This window comes from Kitasatospora sp. NPDC059803, assembly GCF_042732255.1.
GTDB lineage: Bacteria > Actinomycetota > Actinomycetes > Streptomycetales > Streptomycetaceae > Kitasatospora.
On sequence record NZ_JBHWIJ010000009.1, the window covers coordinates 54,125 to 69,205 of the forward strand.

13 protein-coding genes are annotated in these 15,081 nt (G+C 73.1%); 8 read left to right on the top strand and 5 right to left on the bottom strand.

Annotated features, from left to right (window positions below; all coding sequences use genetic code 11):
- Positions 1 to 222: 222 nt before the first annotated feature.
- Positions 223 to 1,878: an MFS transporter gene (locus tag ACFV6I_RS02875; RefSeq protein ID WP_380423371.1), complete on the bottom strand. Its 1,656-nt coding sequence runs from the start codon at positions 1,876 to 1,878 to the stop codon at positions 223 to 225.
- A 181-nt stretch (positions 1,879 to 2,059) separates the two neighbouring features.
- Here ACFV6I_RS02875 and ACFV6I_RS02880 point away from each other — a divergent pair, with 181 nt between their 5' ends.
- The 3 genes from ACFV6I_RS02880 (at position 2,060) to ACFV6I_RS02890 (ending at position 4,949) form a co-directional block, all read left to right on the top strand.
- Positions 2,060 to 2,737 carry a TetR/AcrR family transcriptional regulator C-terminal domain-containing protein gene (locus tag ACFV6I_RS02880; protein ID WP_380371097.1) on the top strand — a complete coding sequence of 226 codons (678 nt, stop codon included), beginning with the start codon at positions 2,060 to 2,062 and terminating at the stop codon, positions 2,735 to 2,737.
- A 120-nt stretch (positions 2,738 to 2,857) separates the two neighbouring features.
- Entirely contained in the window at positions 2,858 to 3,811 is a 954-nt protein-coding gene (gene pip / locus ACFV6I_RS02885; protein WP_380423372.1) for a prolyl aminopeptidase, read from the top strand.
- 139 nt (positions 3,812 to 3,950) lie between these two features.
- A complete protein-coding gene (locus ACFV6I_RS02890) occupies positions 3,951 to 4,949 on the top strand; it encodes a YdcF family protein (protein ID WP_063346039.1) in 999 nt (332 codons plus the stop codon).
- 150 nt (positions 4,950 to 5,099) lie between these two features.
- On the opposite strand, the gene ACFV6I_RS02895 is transcribed toward ACFV6I_RS02890, so the two are convergent.
- Complete coding sequence (locus ACFV6I_RS02895) at positions 5,100 to 5,684, bottom strand: PaaI family thioesterase (RefSeq protein WP_380423373.1); 585 nt, start codon at positions 5,682 to 5,684, stop codon at positions 5,100 to 5,102.
- A 201-nt stretch (positions 5,685 to 5,885) separates the two neighbouring features.
- Here ACFV6I_RS02895 and ACFV6I_RS02900 point away from each other — a divergent pair, with 201 nt between their 5' ends.
- Positions 5,886 to 7,328: a PHB depolymerase family esterase gene (locus ACFV6I_RS02900; RefSeq protein ID WP_380423374.1), complete on the top strand. Its 1,443-nt coding sequence runs from the start codon at positions 5,886 to 5,888 to the stop codon at positions 7,326 to 7,328.
- A gap of 23 nt (positions 7,329 to 7,351) precedes the next feature.
- On the opposite strand, the gene mca is transcribed toward ACFV6I_RS02900, so the two are convergent.
- Positions 7,352 to 8,293: a mycothiol conjugate amidase Mca gene (gene mca / locus ACFV6I_RS02905; protein WP_380371112.1), complete on the bottom strand. Its 942-nt coding sequence runs from the start codon at positions 8,291 to 8,293 to the stop codon at positions 7,352 to 7,354.
- 126 nt (positions 8,294 to 8,419) lie between these two features.
- Here mca and ACFV6I_RS02910 point away from each other — a divergent pair, with 126 nt between their 5' ends.
- From ACFV6I_RS02910 to murQ, 4 genes are all read left to right on the top strand, one after another.
- Positions 8,420 to 9,166, top strand: coding sequence for a TetR/AcrR family transcriptional regulator (locus ACFV6I_RS02910; protein WP_380423375.1), 747 nt, complete (start codon positions 8,420 to 8,422; stop codon positions 9,164 to 9,166).
- A 96-nt stretch (positions 9,167 to 9,262) separates the two neighbouring features.
- Entirely contained in the window at positions 9,263 to 9,943 is a 681-nt protein-coding gene (locus tag ACFV6I_RS02915) for a DUF6445 family protein (RefSeq protein ID WP_380371118.1), read from the top strand.
- A 157-nt stretch (positions 9,944 to 10,100) separates the two neighbouring features.
- Entirely contained in the window at positions 10,101 to 10,736 is a 636-nt protein-coding gene (locus ACFV6I_RS02920) for an HAD family hydrolase (protein WP_380423376.1), read from the top strand.
- A 166-nt stretch (positions 10,737 to 10,902) separates the two neighbouring features.
- Complete coding sequence (gene murQ, locus ACFV6I_RS02925) at positions 10,903 to 11,808, top strand: N-acetylmuramic acid 6-phosphate etherase (protein WP_380423377.1); 906 nt, start codon at positions 10,903 to 10,905, stop codon at positions 11,806 to 11,808.
- A 399-nt stretch (positions 11,809 to 12,207) separates the two neighbouring features.
- On the opposite strand, the gene ACFV6I_RS02930 is transcribed toward murQ, so the two are convergent.
- Both ACFV6I_RS02930 and ACFV6I_RS02935 read right to left on the bottom strand, forming a co-directional pair.
- Positions 12,208 to 13,488 carry an IS701 family transposase gene (locus ACFV6I_RS02930; protein WP_380423379.1) on the bottom strand — a complete coding sequence of 427 codons (1,281 nt, stop codon included), beginning with the start codon at positions 13,486 to 13,488 and terminating at the stop codon, positions 12,208 to 12,210.
- Between the two features lie 156 nt (positions 13,489 to 13,644).
- Positions 13,645 to 14,736: a hypothetical protein gene (locus ACFV6I_RS02935; protein ID WP_380423378.1), complete on the bottom strand. Its 1,092-nt coding sequence runs from the start codon at positions 14,734 to 14,736 to the stop codon at positions 13,645 to 13,647.
- Positions 14,737 to 15,081 lie beyond the last annotated feature (345 nt).

Genomic DNA, 15,081 nt, shown 5'->3' on the forward strand with positions numbered 1-15,081 from the left:
CCCATACGCGGGCCCCCCCGCAGACCACCCCGCCCCCGCCGGGGTGCCCGCGGGGGGGGGTGGGCCCGCCCAGGACACTTCCGCCCCCCCTTCCCCCCCCCCCGCCCCCCCGCCCACCGGGGCGGGGGCGCGCCGGGAACTGGCCCGCACGGCGCAGGCGGCGGTCGAGGGCATCCGCTGACGTGGCGTCGGCACGCGAACCGGTCAGGTCGGTCAGGTCGGTCAGACCGGCCGGGCCTCGGCCAGCGGCTCCGGACCGGGGCTCGGATCGAGGTCAGGGTCAGGGCCGGGGCCGGGGCCCGGGTCGGGGTCGGAGCCCGGGTTCGACGCGGAGTCGGGAGCCGATTCCGGGAGGCCGGTGCCGCCCGGGGCGAGCGGGCGGGCCCGGCCCAGCAGGACGGCGACCAGGACGGCGGTGACGGCGAGCGCGGCCGCACCGCAGCGCGCCGCGAGGTGGAGGCCCTCGATGAAGGCGCCGTCCACTGCGTCCTGGACCGGGCCGGGCAGCACGGCGGCCGCGCCGCCACCGCCGCGCCCCGCCCCGGCTGGCGCGTCCGCGATCGGGCCGACGGCGTCCGGCGGCACGCCGAGCCGGTGCAGGGCGGCGGTCAGACTGCCGGCCATCCGGTTGGTCAGCACGGCGCCGAGCACCGCGATCCCGAGGACGCCGCCCAGCTCGCGCAGGGTGTTGATGCTCGCCGAGGCCATCCCGGTCTGCGCCGGGGCGACCCGTTGGAGCACCGCGATCGACACCGGGGTGAAGGTCATCCCCATCCCGAGGCCCATCGCGAACAGGGTCCACAGGTACTCGACGTAGTGGGCGTGCCCGCCGTAGAGGGACAGCCCGCCGAGGCCCGCCGCGCACAGCGCGAGACCGAGCACCAGCGGCAGTCGGGGCCCGTACCGCGAGGTCAGCCCGCCGGAGAGGGGGGCTGCGACGACGATCATCGCGGTCATCGGCAGCCCGGCGTAGCCGGCGTCGGACGGGGACCAGCCGAGCGGGCCCTGCATCAGCAGCGGCAGGAAGAAGAGCGCGCCGAAGATCCCGAAGCTGACCATGAAGCCGCTGAGCAGCGCACCGCCGAGGGCGCCGTCGCGGAACAGCCGCAGCTCCAGCATCGGTTCGGCGAGCCGCAGTTCGAGCACCAGGAAGGCGGCCAGCAGCACGAGCGCCGCGGCTCCGCAGAGGAGCACCCGGGTGTCCGTCCAGCCGCGGGTCGGCCCCTCGATCAGCGCGTAGACCAGCAGGCCGAGGCCCGCGGCGGAGAGGACGAGGCCGCCGAGGTCGATCCGCCGGGCACGCGGGGGGATGTCCGGGAGCACGCGGGCGGCGAGCACCAGTGCGGCCACGCCGATCGGCACGTTGATCCAGAACACGCTGGCCCACCCGAGGTGCTCGACCATCGGCCCGCCGACCACAGGGCCGATCGACAGGCCCAGCGCGGAGACCCCGGACCAGAGGCCGATGGCCTTGGCGCGCTCGCGCTCGTCGGTGAAGACGTGGCGCAGCAGGGCGAGGCTGCCCGGGGTGAGCAGCGCGGCCCCGACGCCTTGCAGCATCCGGGCGCCGACCAGCAGGCCGATCGTTCCGGCGAGCGCGGCGAGCGCGGAGCCGACCGTGAACAGCGCGAGGCCGAGCCGGAACATCCGGGTGCGGCCGTACCGGTCGCCGAGCGCGCCGCCGGTCAGCACGAACCCGGCGTAGACGAGGCTGTATCCCTCGACGACCCATTGCAGGCCGCTGATCCCGGTATCCAGGTCCTGGCCGATGCGGGGCAGGGCGTTGTTGACGATGACGTTGTCCAGCATCGACATGAACATGGTGACGCAGAGCGTCAGTAGCGCGAGCCGTTTGCGCCGGGCGCTCGACTCCTGCATGGGAACCCTCCCGATTCCTAGCCCCTAACAGCGTTAGGGAGTGGTGCGGCACGCACAGAGTGCCCCTAACGGTGTTAGATTGCAAGCGGGATCTCGCGCACGGGCGCTCGCCACGGACAGTCGCCGCGAGACTCGCGACCGGAGAAGACCGGATGAGACCACTGGAGGCGTCCGCACAGCCATGCCGGAGAACGACGACACGACACCGCCGCTGACCAGGGACGCGCTGACCCAGGCCGCGCTGCGGGTACTGGAACGGGACGGCCTCGACGGGCTGTCGATGCGCAAGGTCGCCGCCGAGGTCGGCGTCAAGGCGGCCTCGCTGTACTGGCACGTCCGCAACAAGCAGGAACTGCTCGACCTGCTCACCGACGCGGTGATGGCCTCGGCCGAACCCCCGCCGCGCGAGGGCGGGTGGCGCGAGCAGTTCCACGCCTACTGCTGGCGCTACCGCCGGCTGCTGCTCGACAAGCGCGACGCCGCCAAGGTCGTCTCGGGCCGCCTCTCCCCCGGGCCCCACCTGCTCGGCCTGATGGAGGACCAGCTCGACCGGCTCCGCGCGGCCGGCTTCTCCGACGCCGACGCCGCCATGGCCACCTACCTGCTGGGCGCCTTCGTCCAGGGGTTCGTCCTCCAGGAACAGTCCCCGATCTCGGCCGCCGAAGTCCTCGGCACCAGCCGCCGGGACATCGCCGACGCCGCCGGCGACCGCTTCCGTGCCCTGCCCTCCGACACCTTCCCCAACCTCGTCGCCCTGGCCGACGAACTCACCGAACCCGACATGGACACCCGCTTCGAGTTCTGCGTGCAACGCGTCCTCGACGGGCTCGCGACCCTGCTGCCCGCCGAACAGCGCTGACCCCACCACGGCGGGCCCGGCCGGCCGGGCCCCCGCCCCGGGCCCGCCGAAAATCCACGGCCCGGCCTGCGAGCGCCCGCTAGAGTCTGTCCGGCCGCACGTCCACGGAGGAGTTCCGCGATGCCCGAGCTGCACCCCCACTACGAGCCCTACGCACAAGGCCTGCTGGACGTCGGAGACGGGCAGCGGATGCACTGGAACGCCTCCGGCAACCCGGCGGGCAAACCCGCCGCGATCGTGCACGGCGGGCCCGGGTCCGGCCACCGGCCGGGCGCCCGGCGGTACTTCGACCCCGAGCGGTACCACGTGGTCCAGTTCGACCAGCGCGGCTGCGGACAGAGCCTGCCGCACGCCGCCGACCCGGCGACCGGGCTGGAGCACAACACCACCGAGCGGCTGATCGCGGACATGGAGCGGCTGCGCGACCACCTCGGCATCGAGAAATGGCTGCTGTACGGCGGCTCCTGGGGCTCGACGCTGATCCTCGCCTACGCCCAGGCCCACCCCGAGCGGGTCTCCGAGATCGTGCTCTGCGGCGTCACCACGACCCGCCCCGAGGAGACCGACTGGCTCTACCGGGGCGTCGCCCGCTTCCTGCCCGGCCCGTGGGAGGAGTTCCGGAACTTCCTGCCGGCCGCCGACCGCGACGGTGACCTGGTGGCCGCCTACAGTCGGCTGCTCAACAGCCAGGACGAGACCGTCCGGCGGGCCGCCGCGAACGCCTGGGCCACCTGGGAGGACGCCGTCATCGCGCACGAGGCGCTGGGCAAGCCGAACGCCTACAGCGACCGCCCCGCCGACGCGCTGATGGCGTTCACCCGGATCACCGCGCACTACTTCGCGCACCACGCGTTCCTGGCCGACGACCAACTGCTGCACGACGCCGGACGGCTGGTCGGCATCCCGGGCGAACTGATCCACGGCCGACTGGACCTCGGCTCGCCGCTCGACACCGCGTGGCGGCTGACCCGGGCCTGGCCGGAGGCCCGACTGACCGTCATCGACGAGTCCGGGCACACCGGGAGTCCGGCGATGACGGAGGCGGTCCTCGCGGCGATCGAGCGGTTCGCCTGACCTGCCCGCTCGTCCGGTCCCCTTGTCCGGTCCGTTTGCCCAGTCCGCCCGCCCAGTCCGCCTGTCCAGTCCGCCCGGCCGGTTCGTCCGCGGGCGGACGGGCGGTTCACCCGAACGGCCTCCGCCTACGATACGAAGCATGATCGCCTATGTCCCAGCCGCCCTGTTCTTCCTGTTGTTCGGAATCGGGGTACTACGCGACCGCCGCCAGTTCAGCAATGCCGTCCTGCTCGGCATCGCCGTCTCCCTGCTCGCCCTCGCCCTGCTCACCGAGCTGCGCAAGGCGCCCACACTGGTGATGGAACTGGCGGCGGTGGCGATCATCCTGCTGCCGGCCCTCGGCACGGCGGCCCTGGTCTGGTTCCTGATCGCCAACGGCCTGACCATGATCCGCAAGGAGGGCAGACGGCCCGCCAACCTGCTGTCCCTCCTCGCCGGTCTGGGCATCCTCGCCGTCATCGCACTGCTGCTCGCTGCTCTGGCCACCCGCTCGCCCCGGCTGGGCGTACTGGCGGGCACCGCCGTCCTGGTGGTCGGCTACATCTCCTTCCTGTTCGTCTGCTTCGTCGGCTACGCATTCCTCTACGGCCGCCACCGGCCGCGCCGGAACGTGGACTTCGTGGTCGTCCTCGGCTCCGGCCTGATCGGCGGCGAGCGCGTCCCGCCGCTGCTGGCCAGCCGGCTCGACCGGGGCCGGGAGGTGTACGACAAGCAGGCCGCGCGCGGCAACCCGCCGGTGCTGATCACCTCCGGCGGCCAGGGCCCGGACGAGAAGCTGCCGGAGTCCCACGCGATGGCCGACTACCTGACCGGGCGCGGCTTCCCGGCCGAACACATCGAGCGCGAGGACCGCTCCCGCACCACCGAGGAGAACCTGCTCTTCAGCAAGGCCATCATGGAGCAGGCCAAGCCCGACTACCGCTGTGTCGTGGTCACCAACAACTTCCACGCCTTCCGGGCGGCGCTCACCGCCCGCAGGACCGGCGTCAACGGGCAGGTGTTCGGCTCGCCGACCGCCGCGTACTACTGGCCGAGCGCGACGATCCGCGAGTTCGCCGCCGTGTTCCTCTCGCACAAGCTGATCAACTTCGGGATCTGCGGCCTCCTCGCGCTCTGTGGGCTGCTCGCGGCCCTCTGAACCGCAGCCGACCCCGGGCCCCGACCGCCGAAGCGACCGGGGCCCGGCCGTACCTTCAGCCGAACCTCCGTCAGGTCTCCCTCCGGTCCTCCGAACCTCTGCCCAGGCCTCCGGTCATGCCACCGGTCGGACCACCTGTCAGGCCGCCGCTCAGGCCGCCGGGCGGGGCGCCAGGATGGCGCAGGTGGTGGTGGCGTGCGCGTAGAGCTTGCCGTTCTCCACCCCGACCACCCTTGCCTCGGCCGTCGCCATCGTCCGGCCCAGATGCAGCACCAGGCCCTCGCAGCGCAGCAGCCCCGAGTCGGCGAACAGCGGGCGCAGCATGTGGACGTTCAACTGCGTAGTGGTGTAGCCGATCCCGGCGGGCAGCCGGCTCAGCACGGCGCAACCGAGCGCCGAGTCGAGCAGGGTGGCGAGGTAGCCGCCGTGCACGGTGTTCATCGGGTTGTAGAGGTGATCGCCGAGTTCGCCCTCGAACACCGCCGTGCCCGGCTTCACCTCGGTCAGATGGAATCCGAGGGTGCTGCAGATCGCCGGCTCCTGAATCCGGCCCGCGAGGATCTCGTGCAGGATCTCCTCTCCGCTCAGGCGTGGGAAGGCGGAGATCGGCGGGCCGGCCGTCCAGGCGTGGGTCCTGGTCCGGGGCACCTGGCCCTCCAGGGGCTGCCGGCCTTCAAGGAGTTCCTGGCCCTCCGGGGACGTCGCGCCGCCGGGGTCTGCCTCATTCGTCGTCATGGGATCAACCTGCCTTGTTCGCGCACGCCCCTCAAGTGCCTTCCGCGGTACGGCCGGCGCGCGGCCCCCGGGCATCGGACCATGGCGGTCCACGCCATGGCGGGGCGGTGGACCTCGGGTGGCCGTCACATGGCACCGGGGCACGGGGCGCGCCACGCTGCACGGCATCCGCCCCCACTCCTCCCCCACCCAGGAGCCCCCATGCCTCTCCGTCCTGCCGCCGCCGCGTTGCTGACGGCCGCCGCACTCGCGATCGGCACCACCGCACCCGCCCCGGCTGCGGCCGACACCGTGAGCGGGACCTTCCAGCAGGTCACCGGATTCGGCGCCAATCCGGGAAACCTCGCGATGTACTCCTACACCCCCGCCGGACTGCCGAGTGGCGCGCCGCTGGTGGTCGCGCTGCACGGCTGCCTGCAGACCGCCAACGACTACTACCGCAACTCCGGTTGGACGACCTTCGCCGACCGGTACGGCTTCGCGGTCGTCTTCCCGCAGACCAGCAGTGCCAACAACAGCCTCTCCTGCTTCAGCTGGTTCGACGCGACCAAGGACGCCCGGGGCACCGGCGAGGCTGAGTCGGTGATCGAGATGGTCACCAAGGCCAAGGCCCTGTACGGCTCGGACGGTCGGCGGGTGTTCGTCACCGGGCTGTCGGCCGGCGGCGGGATGGCCTCCGACCTGCTGGCCGACTACCCGGACGTGTTCGCCGGCGGGGCGATCGACTCCGGCCTCCCGGCCCAGTGCGCGACCACCCAGGGCGCCGCCTCCGGCTGCCAGAACTCCGACCAGGGGCTCACCCCGGCCCAGTGGGGCGACAAGGTCCGGGCCGCGTACCCGGGCTACGCCGGGCCCTGGCCCCGGGTGGCGATCTGGCAGGGCAGCGCGGACACCGTGGTCAGGCCGGTGAACGCGACGGAGCTGCGCGACCAGTGGACCAACGTCCAGGGTGTCGGCCAGAGCCCGACCAGCACCCGGAGCCTGCCGGGCGGCACCACCGAGGAGGTCTACGCCGACGCGGGCGGGCGGCCCGCCGTGGCGCTGTTCACCATCGCCGGGATGGGCCACGGGCTGGCCGTCAACCCCGGCTCCGCAGCCGACCAGTGCGGGGCCACCGGCAGCTACTTCCTCAACACGATCTGCTCCAGCTACTACACCGCGCAGTTCTGGGGCCTGGACGGCGGCACGGGGCCCACCAACCCCGGCCTGCCCGCCCCGACCGGGCTGACCGCGACCCCGGCGGGCCAGAGCTCGATCGCCCTCGCCTGGCAGGCCGTCAGCGGGGCCGCCTCCTACCAGGTCTACCGGGACGACACGACGGCGGGCAGTGCCACCGGCCCGTCCTTCACCGACACCGGGCTCGCCCCCGGCACGTCGTACGGCTACACCGTGGCGGCGGTCGACCCGTCGGGCGCGGTGGGCACCCGATCGGCGGCGGTGACGGCGACCACCGGCGGCGGCGCCGCGCAGTGCTTCACCGACAGCAACTACAGCCAGGTCCGGGCCGGGCGGGCCACCCAGAGCGGCGGCCTGACCTACGCACTCGGCTCGGGCCAGAGCATGGGCCTCTGGAACACCTTCGTGACGCACACCCTGAAGCAGACCGGCCCGGGCTACTTCGTGCTCGCCGACGGCCAGTGCTGAGCGGGCGAAACCCGACCTCCGGCTCATCCGTCCCCCTCTCCCGGGCGCAGCCCCGCCTCTCCTGAGCGCAGCCCGGCGAACAGGTCGGTCTCGGACCCCTCGCCCTCGACCGGCACCAGGCTCCGGGCGAGGTGGTAGTCCTCCGTCGGCCAGACCTCGCGCTCGATGTCCCGTGGGTGGGCCATGAACGCGACCCCGGGCTCGATCTGGGTGGCGTGCGCCAGCAGTGCCGCGTCCCGTACGGCGAACTGCTCGGCGCACGCGATCCGGGTGGTGGTGGCGAGGGCGGGCGGGGTGTCCGGCCAGTCCGCGAGCAGTGCGCCCATGCCCGAGGGGACGCCCCGCTCCGTCATCGCGTCGTGCAGGGTCTGGAACCAGGCTCTGGAGAGCGCCAGGTGGTAGTAGAGCTTCGCCGCCTGCCAGGGTTCCCCCGTCCCGGGGTGGCGGCCCGGGTCGGCGGCGGCCTCGAAGGCCTCGACCGTGACCTGGTGGGTCATCACGTGGTCGGGGTGCGGATACCCCCCGGTCTCGTCGTAGGTGACCACCACGTGCGGACGGAACTCCCGGATCAGGGCGACCAGCGGCGCCGCGGCCGCCGCCACGGGCTGGGCGGCGAAGCAGCCCGCCGGCAGCGGTTCGCCCGGGCCCGGCATGCCGGAGTCCACGAAGCCGAGGAACTGCTGGCGCACCCCGAGGATGCCCCGGGCGGCCGCCATCTCCTCGCTCCGGATCCGGGCGAGGTCCGCCCGGACCTCGGGGCGGTCCATGGCCGGGTTGAGCACCGAGCCGCGCTCACCGCCGGTACAGGTGGCGACCAGGACGTCCACCCCCTCGGCGGCGTACCGCGCGAGGGTGGCAGCGCCCTTGCTGGACTCGTCGTCGGGGTGGGCGTGGACGCTGAGCAGGCGGAGCCGCCCGGCGTGCTGGGTGAACACGGCGCCTCCGTACGTGGCCGATGTGGTCATGCGCCCTCCCCGGGTCGTCCGTCCGGCGGCCGCTCCGACCGCCCGGAAGAAACTTAGGACGGACCCAGTGATTAGGTCAAGCCTAATTTATGGGTCCGACCCAGCGAACTGCGCTACGCTGCCCCCATGACGGAACCCACAACGGAAACCGCGACGGAAACCCTGACGGGAACCGGGGCCGCCCCGACCCTGCGCGAGCTCAACAAGCGCCGCACCCGCGAGGCGATCTCGCACGCCGCGACCAGGCTCTTCATCGAGCAGGGCTTCGACCGCACCACCGTCGCCGAGGTCGCGACGGCCGCCGGAGTCGCCAAGATGACCGTCACCAACCACTTCCCGCGCAAGGAGGACCTCCTCCTCGACCTGCACGAGGAGATCGTCGGTCGGCTCGCCCGGGCGGTCGCCGAGCGTGCGCCCGGCGAGTCCGCCCTCGCCGCGCTGCGCCGCGACTGCCTGGCCGGCCTCGACCGGCACGACCCACGACTTGGCTTCTCCGGCCCGGCGTTCGCCCGCACCGTCGCCGACAGCCCCGCCCTGGTCGCCCGGATCCGCGAGCTGCACGAACAGAGCGAGACCGCCCTGGCCGAGGCCCTGGCCGGGGCCACCCACCCCACGACAACCGGCACTCCGCCCGGCACATCGCCCGACACGCCGGGCGGCACACCGGCCGGCCCGCCGGTCGACTTCGAGAGCCGGGTGGCCGCCGGGCTGCTCGCCGCCGTCGACCGCACGGTGTTCACCGAAGTGTTCCGCAGGCTGCTGGCCGGCGACGAGGCCGCCGCCATCACGGCGGCGGTGCGCCCCTCGGCCGTCCGAGCCTTCGACCGACTGGAGGGCGCCCTGGGCACCTTCGCCGTCCGACCGGGCTCCTGACCTGCGGCGCGAGACGCCCACCCGTGGAGAGCCCTTGACGAAAGGTTGACCTGCTCACGGCAGAAGGTTGACGACCGCCGCCCCTATCGTCGGCCCATGCCCTCACAGCCCATCAGGCCCACCACCCTGCCGGTCCTGCCCTACCGCAAGCCCACCCGAGGCCGGGACTACTGGGTCCTGGACAACGTCCTCCCCGACCCGGACGCCGTCCGCGAGCGCTGTCTGGCCCGCGGCGACTGGACCGAAGGCTACCCGCACCGCCCCGAGACCTGGCCCGGCCTGCGCACCATGCCCGGCCTGGAGCCCGACGAGCTGGCCCGGGTGGAGGCCCTGGTCCGCAAGGCCACCGGCGCTCCCCGGCTCTGGGTGCAGAGCACCCCGGGCGGCGGCACGCTCAACCACAACTGCGTCCAGGTCGTCGGCGCCGGGGAGTCGGAGTCCCGCCCGCACACCGACTCCCGCGCGCTCTGCCGCTACGCCGCCGTGCTCTACCTCAGCCCAGGCGCGCCGAAGGACGCCGGCACCAGCTTCTACCGCCAGCAGTTCCCCGGCGGACGCCTCGGCGGGAACCTCGTCAACGCGCCGCACAACAACCTGGTCGAGGCGCTCGGCACCCGCCACGTGCCCGCCGACCACTTCACCGAGGACGTCCGCGTCCCCAACCGCTACAACCAGCTGCTCCTCTACCACGCCAACCTCATGCACAGCGCGACCTCCTACTACGGCGCCGAGCTGCCGGAACGTCGGATGACGGCCGTCTTCTTCTGGATGGCCTGACGGACCGACAGCACGCCCGACCACCGAACGCGGCAACCGAACGCGGTCTCCGGAGCTGCCGAGGACTCGCCGCCCCCTTGACCCGGCCCCGCCCGCACCCCCGAGAGTGGCAGGGGCGGGCCGCGCCACGGCGGCCGCAGCGGAGAGGGGACCACCCGTGAACGCACCCTGTCTCATCCTCGACATCGGCGGCGTCCTGGAATACACGCCGAGGACGGGCTGGCCGGAGCGCTGGGAGCGCCTGTTGGAGCTACCGCCGCACGCGATCGACGAGCGGCTGCGGGACGTCTGGCAGGCCGGCGCGATCGGTGGCATCACCGAGCCGGAGGTGCATGAGCAGGTGGCCGCCCGGTTGCACCTCGGTCCGGCCCAGGTCGAGGCCTTCATGGCCGACCTCTGGGAGGAGTACCTGGGCACACCGAACGAGGAGCTCATCGCTCACGTGCGCGGACTGCGCGGGCGGGCCCGGCTCGGCATCCTCAGCAACAGTTTCGTCGGCGCCCGCGAACGCGAGGTCCCGCTCTACCGGTTCGACGAGCTGGTGGAGCACATCGTCTACTCGCACGAGATCGGGACCGGCAAGCCCGACCCGCGCGCCTACGAGATCACCTGCGCCGAGTTGGGCGTCAGCCCGGTCGACTGCCTCTTCATCGACGACCACGCGCCCAACGTCGAAGCCGCCAGGGCGGTGGGCATGCAGGCCCATCTGTTCGAGGACAACGCCTCCGCCATCGCCCGCATCGCCCGTCACCTCGGCGACGGCGACGGCGACGGCGACGGCGACGTCCGTTGACGGGCTGAACGGGCTGAACGGGCTGAGCACTCACTCCGTACGTGGGGGCAGGACGGACACCCCTGACGGCCCGGCGCCCGCCACGGCGCCACCCCGACCGAGGCCCCGAAGACCACGCGCGGCCCCGCACCGATTGGCGACCGCCGCGTCCGGGGACGCTGGCCGCATGCACCAGGACGCCGTACCGCCGACCGAGACGATCCGCCCCGACTGGGCCGGGATCGACCAGCTGCCGACCACCGACCTGCTCCGCCTGATGAACGCCGAGGACCGCACCGTCCCCGCCGCGGTGGCCGGGGAGTTGGTCCGGATCGCCGCCACGGTGGACGCCACGGCGGCACGGATGGCGGCCGGTGGGCGGCTGGTCTACGCCGGGGCGGGGTCCGCCGGGCGGCTCGGGGTGCTGGACGCCGCCGAGTGCCCGCCGACCTTCGGCACCGATCCGGGCCTGGTGGTGGGCCTGATCGCGGGGGGCGGGACCGCCGTGGCCGAGGCCGTCGAGGGCGCCGAGGACCGCCCGGAGCTGGCGGCGGCCGACCTGGCCGCGCTCCGGCTCACCCCGGCCGACACCGTGGTGGGCGTCTCCGCCTCCGGCCGCACGCCGTACGCGGTGGCTGCTGTCCGGACCGCACGGGCGGCCGGGGCGCTGACCGTCGGACTGGCCTGCAACCGGGGTTCGGCGCTGGTGGCGGCGGCCGAGCTGGGGATCGAGGTGGAGGTCGGCCCGGAGGTGCTGGCAGGGTCAACCAGGCTGAAGGCGGGCACGGCGCAGAAGCTGGTGCTCAACATGCTGTCGACGGCCGTCATGGTCCGGCTCGGCCGGACGTACGGCAATCTGATGGTCGACGTCCGGGCCACCAACGCCAAGCTCCGCGCACGGGCCCACCGGATCGTCACGGAGGCCACCGGCGCCGACGAGGCGGCGGTCCGCCGCGCGCTCGCCGCCACCGGGGGCCGGGCCAAGGACGCGATCCTGGTCCTGCTCGCGGACGTGGACGCGCCGACCGCCGCCCGGCAGCTCGCCGCCTCCGGCGGGCGGCTGCGCGAGGCACTGCGCGCCCACCGCCGCTAGGGGCTCTCTTTCGGATCACGCCGGGCGCGCGACGCGCCCCCAGCCTGGCGGCCGGGAGGTACCCCAAGGCATCCCGCCTGGACGCACGCCCGAATCGCCCAAGTACGTCCAGTACGAGGACGACTCGGGCGCACGCCCAGCCGGGCGCGTAATGGGGGCACCTCCCGGCCGAAGGCTGGGGGAGCCGCGGGCTGATCCGCCAAGATCGACCGGACAGGACCTAGTACTCCAGCAGGACTTCGACGTTTTGCCTGTTCAGAGGGCTCGCGGTGGGGTGTAGCGGGCTGATGCCCGATCAGGGGCGGTCTTCATTGGACCGCCCCTCGATCGTGTGCAGCCGGCGTTGGTAGTGACAGCGCCGGGCGACGGCCTGGCGTTGTCGCCGCCAGGTGGACCACTTCAAGGCGTGAGCGAGGGGCGGGCAGTGTGGTGGACGCGGGCCGCGGGGACAGCCAGTTGCCAGGAGCCGCCGGATCTCTGCCCCGGTGAGGTCGACCAGGGCGCGGGAACCGTTTCTGCAGCCCCCTTTGCCGCGGCCGCCGCGGCCATCGCGGCCATCGCGGCCATCGCGGCCAGGAAGGCGTGGGCGAGCATGGCCAGGGTGACGTGTCGCATCCAGCCGGGGTAGCGGCGGACCTCGTACTGGTCCAGGACGCACTCGTTCTTCGCGGCCTGGAAGCACTCCTCGATCGCCCGGCGCATCCCGGCGATCCGCACCAACTGCTCCACGGTCGTGTCGAGTTGTGCGTAGGCGAGGCAGTAGGCGATCTCGTCGGGCCTGCTCAGACTGCGGCGGCCCAGCGCCCACCGCTGGCGGACCGGGGTCTCATCCTGGTAGTCGAACTCGGCCACGGCGGATAGCCGGATGGCCGCCCAGTCATAGATGCGCGGTCCTTTGGCACCGTCGCCGCACGAGATCCGCTCCCAGGCCTGGGCCGGGGCCTGGGCCGGGGCCTGGGCAAACAGCCAGTCGACGCGTGGACAGCCCACGCTGAACTGGGACTTGGGCACCGCCAGGACGTAGCCGACGCCGGACTGTTCCAGCAGGCGACAAAAGCGCCCCTCCTGGCCGTAGGCCGAGTCCGCGGTGACCCAGGCGATCGGCAGGTCGGAGGCCGGCGCCCGCAGCACCAGGGCCTTGGCGAGGCCGCCCTTGGGGCGGAACTCCCGCTCGTCGGGGATCCTCGCTGCGCGGCAGCGGTCCCGGTCCTCGGTCCAGGATTTGGGCAGGTAGAGCTCGCGGTCGACCAGGGCGCGGCCACGGGTGGAGGCGCAGGCGGCGAAGACCCCGATCCGGCAGTTCCCGGTGCGGCCGGCGGTGCCGGAGCATTGGCGCTGCACACCGGCAGAGGTGGTGCCCTTCTTGACGAAGCCGGTGTCGTCGATGATCAGGACTCCGTCGTCGGCTCCGAGGCGTTCGGCGACGTAGTGCTGGAGTTCGTCGCGGATCTCGTCCGCGTCCCAGCGGGAACCGGCGAGCAGGTGCTGCAGGCCGTCGGGTGTGGCGTGACCTGCGTATTCGGCCAGTTGCCAGCCGTTCTTGCGGCCGACTGGGCCGAGCAGGCCGCGGACGAAGTCGCGCATCCGGCGGCGTGGCTCCACGCGGCTGAAGCGGTGGCCGATACGGAGGAAGAGGTCTTCGAGTTCGTTGTCCCAGGTCTCGGCTGCAGGCTCGTTGATCACGACGAGAGGCTGCCCCGGCGCTGTCACTACCAACGCCGGCTGCACACGATCGAGGGGCGGTCCGATGAAGACCGCCCCTGATCGAGCATCAGCCCGCTACACCCCACCGCGCAGCCCTCTGAACAGGCAAAACGTCGAAGTCCTGCTGGAGTACTAGTGCCGGACGATCCGCAGGACGGCGGTGCTCCCGGTGTAGCCGCCCACGTAGAAGGTGTGGCCGTCGGGCCCCAGGGCGAGACCGCTGATGACCCCGTCGGTCAGGCCGATCAGCGACTCCTGCGGGACGGCGGCGCCCGTGGCGGCGTCGAGGGCGAGCACCGAGCCCCTGATGGTGGACGTGCCGGTGGTGACGTAGAAGCGGGTGCTGTCCGCGCCGGCACGCGGGAAGTGCAGGTTGGCGTACCCGTTGGTCAGTGCGAGGTGTGCGGCGACGGTGTCGGTGGCGGTGTCGACGACGTCGGCCGCGCCGCTGCCCGAGGCGTTCACGGCGAGCAGGCGGCCGCCGTCGGGGGTGAGCGCCAACTCGTGCCCGTACACCGTGGCGGTGGCGGGGATCCTGCCGACGACGGACGGCACGGCGCCGCTGGTGTCCAGGTGCACCACGCCCACGTTGGCGCCGACGTAGACGTCGCGGCCGTCCGCTCCGACCGCCAGCCCGTTCACGTTCATCGCCGGGACCGGCACCGCGTCGGTGAACGCCAGCCTCGCGGTGTCGAACCTCAGGACCCGCCCGTCGCCCCTCGACCGGATCCCCGACGACCCGTCCTGGGTGACGTAGAGCGTCGCCCCGTCCGGGCTGAGCGCCAGCTCGTTGAGCTTCCCCTCGGTCCAGCGCTCCGGGCGCGGCTGGTCCGGCACGGGGAGCGAGGCGAGCACGGTCAGCGAAGCGGTGTCCCACACGGTCACGACGTCGAGGTTCAGGACGTAGAGCCGCGAGCCGTCCGGGCTGAGCGCCGTGATCGAGGACCAGTTGTGGTTGCCGGTGCTGTCCTGGCCGGTGACCTGGCCGGTCTGGGTGTCGACCGCCCTCACCGCGATCCTGTTGTTCGCGTCGGCCACCGTGACGTACACCGTGGTGCCGTCCGGGCTGACCACCGGCACCACGTCGCCGCGGCCCACCGCGACGGTGGCCTCGACGCCGGGGACCGGGGTGGTGGCCACGGCGGGCCCGCCCGCCAGTGCGAGCAGTGCCGCCGTGGTGGCCACCGCCGTCGTCCAGCGGGCCGTCCTCGCAAGAGCTCTCATTGATCGCTTCCCCTCCCCGCGCCGCCCTCGCGGCGCCCCTGGGAAGGCTAGCCGCCGGTGAGGGGGGCGTGAGGACAATAGGAGAAATGTGCAAGGGATGTGATGATTCGTCAGATCCGTGTTCGAGGTGGTCTGGGTCGCCCCGTACGCCCCCTGCCCGGGCCCGCCCGCACGCCCGCCGTCGCCCCGGCCCGTACACCGACGTACCCGCCCGCGCTTCCCGGATCCGCTCCACCCACCACCGCCGGCTGACGTCCCGACACCACCGCGCGGCTAGGGGCTCTCTTTCGGATCACGTCGGATCAGCGCGCGGCGTCGGAGTGCGTGCATCGCAAGGCGGAGGAG

Excerpts from the sequence above, each read along its gene's own strand:
- murQ (WP_380423377.1), top strand. The coding sequence starts at position 10,903 with ATGCACCAGGACGCCGTACCGCCGACCGAGACGATCCGCCCCGACTGG.
- ACFV6I_RS02890 (WP_063346039.1), top strand. The coding sequence starts at position 3,951 with ATGATCGCCTATGTCCCAGCCGCCCTGTTCTTCCTGTTGTTCGGAATC.
- ACFV6I_RS02935 (WP_380423378.1), bottom strand. The coding sequence starts at position 14,736 with ATGAGAGCTCTTGCGAGGACGGCCCGCTGGACGACGGCGGTGGCCACC.
- ACFV6I_RS02910 (WP_380423375.1), top strand. The coding sequence starts at position 8,420 with ATGACGGAACCCACAACGGAAACCGCGACGGAAACCCTGACGGGAACC.
- ACFV6I_RS02875 (WP_380423371.1), bottom strand. The coding sequence starts at position 1,878 with ATGCAGGAGTCGAGCGCCCGGCGCAAACGGCTCGCGCTACTGACGCTC.
- pip (WP_380423372.1), top strand. The coding sequence starts at position 2,858 with ATGCCCGAGCTGCACCCCCACTACGAGCCCTACGCACAAGGCCTGCTG.
- ACFV6I_RS02880 (WP_380371097.1), top strand. The coding sequence starts at position 2,060 with ATGCCGGAGAACGACGACACGACACCGCCGCTGACCAGGGACGCGCTG.
- mca (WP_380371112.1), bottom strand. The coding sequence starts at position 8,293 with ATGACCACATCGGCCACGTACGGAGGCGCCGTGTTCACCCAGCACGCC.
- ACFV6I_RS02900 (WP_380423374.1), top strand. The coding sequence starts at position 5,886 with ATGCCTCTCCGTCCTGCCGCCGCCGCGTTGCTGACGGCCGCCGCACTC.
- ACFV6I_RS02915 (WP_380371118.1), top strand. The coding sequence starts at position 9,263 with ATGCCCTCACAGCCCATCAGGCCCACCACCCTGCCGGTCCTGCCCTAC.
- ACFV6I_RS02895 (WP_380423373.1), bottom strand. The coding sequence starts at position 5,684 with ATGACGACGAATGAGGCAGACCCCGGCGGCGCGACGTCCCCGGAGGGC.